Below are 1,710 nucleotides of genomic sequence, written 5' to 3'. Positions count from 1 at the left end.
GCAAAAATTGAATGTATAATTTCTTCGGTGTCTATATAATTCTTGCAGTTTAAAATTATTTCGCTCAATATCATTTCTTTCGATGTTGTCTTTTAGTATTTCGTTCCTCGAATATCGCCCATAACGTCCCCGCGCTACAAGCAGTTTGGGATTAAATTAGCGTTATCTTTCGGATTTGCCAAATCTTCCAAATACAAAACCAACTTTAAATTAAGCCTATTGCCCAAATTGCTTGTAGCGTGTGTTATGGGCTGCCCTTTCTTGTTCGCTTGGCTAATTACAACAACTTGTTCCTGCTTGGATTGGTGGACAAGGTACAGTACCGTAACTACAAAATACGCAACAATCTCCCTGTAATGGTTTAAGTCGAGTTTTACAATTTTCACATTCGTAAAAAAATTGACAAGCATTTGTCGGCATTTCTTCTTCTTTTTTGTGTCCGCAATTTGGACAAGTTATTTCTGATTTTAATATAATTTCCATTACGATATAATTTTATTTTTTATTGATTTGTAGCCTGTCGAGTTGATGGCTTTTTCGATTTCTTGAATACTTGTTTGTTTATTGTCGAATTTAACAATGGCGTTGCCTTTCTCATAAGAAACCACAACTTCTACAATTCCTTTTAACTTACTAATCTCTGTTTTAACGTGGTGTTCACAACCCGAACAAGTCATTCCTGTAATTGTAAACTCAACTTTCTGAATTTCGGAAGTTTGGGTAATAATTGCTTTATTTTCAGTCTTTGGAAAAAAGATGTGAGCATAAATCGGAAATGATAAAAGTAAAACCGTCATAACGGTAATAATTCCTAAAAATGATTTTGTTTGCATAAAATTTGGTTTTTCAGTTGTTTCACATTTACAGTCAATTTGTTTTTGAGGTTTTAGTTTTTGATACCAAGCAAAGCCAAGAATAAAAACGGTCATACCAATAAAATATGGTCGAAAAGGTTCGAGCCACGAAAAAGTTGAAGCAAGTCCGCTTGAACCTGCAACGATTGCCAAAACTGGCGTAATGCAACATAAAGACGATGCGATTGCTGTCAAAAGTCCTGCACTAATAAGTTTTTTGTCTGTTTTCATATTGTTTCTAAAATTTTGTTGTCGTCAAGTATTTTGAAAAATGGTCTGAGTATTTTTTCATATTCGCTTGTCAAAGAGTAAAAAACTGTCTGGGCTTCTTTTTCTGATTGAATAAGTTTGCGGTCTTTCAATTTCCTTAAATGTTGAGAAATGGCTGAAACTGTCATACCCAATATGTCGCTTAAATCACAAACACAAAGTCGGTTCTCTTCATAAATTAAGTATAGTATTTTTAATCTTACGTTGTTACCCGCCAATTCAATACCGTTCGATAAATAGTCAAATGAGCCATTGAGTTCTGAAACTCTGTCCTTACAGCGTAAAATCTGTTTAGTGTCCGCCTGTTGTCTAATGCAAGTAATATTTTCCATAAAACAAAGGTAATAAACTTTCTTATTTAAGCAAGTACTAAAATACAAAAATAAAAAAACAACCGACAATTATTCTACTGTCGGTTGTTCGTTTATTTTAGCACGGTCATTCGGTAGGGTTGCCCATAACGTCTTGGCACTACAGCGGGTTTGGGACTAAATTAAGCCCATTCTTCGGATTTGCCAAATCATCCCAAGTACAAAACCCTCTTTCCATTAAGCCCAATGCCCAAATCCGTTGTAGTGGCTGTTAG

Annotated in this window: 3 protein-coding genes; all 3 read right to left on the bottom strand. The window is 34.7% G+C overall.

Features of this window, described 5'->3' with window-relative positions; translation table 11 throughout:
- Positions 1-273: 273 nt before the first annotated feature.
- From DOS84_RS19350 to DOS84_RS18790, 3 genes are read right to left on the bottom strand one after another with little or no spacing between them, the layout of a single operon-like run.
- Positions 274-483, bottom strand: coding sequence for a GDCCVxC domain-containing (seleno)protein (locus DOS84_RS19350; protein ID WP_111411645.1), 210 nt, complete (start codon positions 481-483; stop codon positions 274-276).
- Complete coding sequence (gene merTP, locus DOS84_RS18795; RefSeq protein WP_111411644.1) at positions 483-1,085, bottom strand: mercuric transport protein MerTP; 603 nt, start codon at positions 1,083-1,085, stop codon at positions 483-485. Before merTP ends, DOS84_RS19350 begins: the two co-directional genes overlap by 1 nt.
- A complete protein-coding gene (locus DOS84_RS18790) occupies positions 1,082-1,456 on the bottom strand; it encodes an ArsR/SmtB family transcription factor (RefSeq protein WP_111411643.1) in 375 nt (124 codons plus the stop codon). The genes merTP and DOS84_RS18790 overlap by 4 nt, the downstream gene beginning before the upstream one ends.
- Positions 1,457-1,710: the final 254 nt, after the last annotated feature.

It is taken from the genome of Flavobacterium aquariorum, assembly GCF_003254745.1.
Lineage (GTDB): Bacteria > Bacteroidota > Bacteroidia > Flavobacteriales > Flavobacteriaceae > Flavobacterium > Flavobacterium aquariorum.
Note: the sequence above shows the minus strand (reverse complement) of the source record. Positions and strands in the feature narration are given on the sequence as shown.

What these genes read in the sequence shown, in the direction of transcription:
- DOS84_RS19350 (WP_111411645.1), bottom strand. Translation starts at nt 483, where the DNA reads ATGGAAATTATATTAAAATCAGAAATAACTTGTCCAAATTGCGGACAC.
- merTP (WP_111411644.1), bottom strand. Translation starts at nt 1,085, where the DNA reads ATGAAAACAGACAAAAAACTTATTAGTGCAGGACTTTTGACAGCAATC.
- DOS84_RS18790 (WP_111411643.1), bottom strand. Translation starts at nt 1,456, where the DNA reads ATGGAAAATATTACTTGCATTAGACAACAGGCGGACACTAAACAGATT.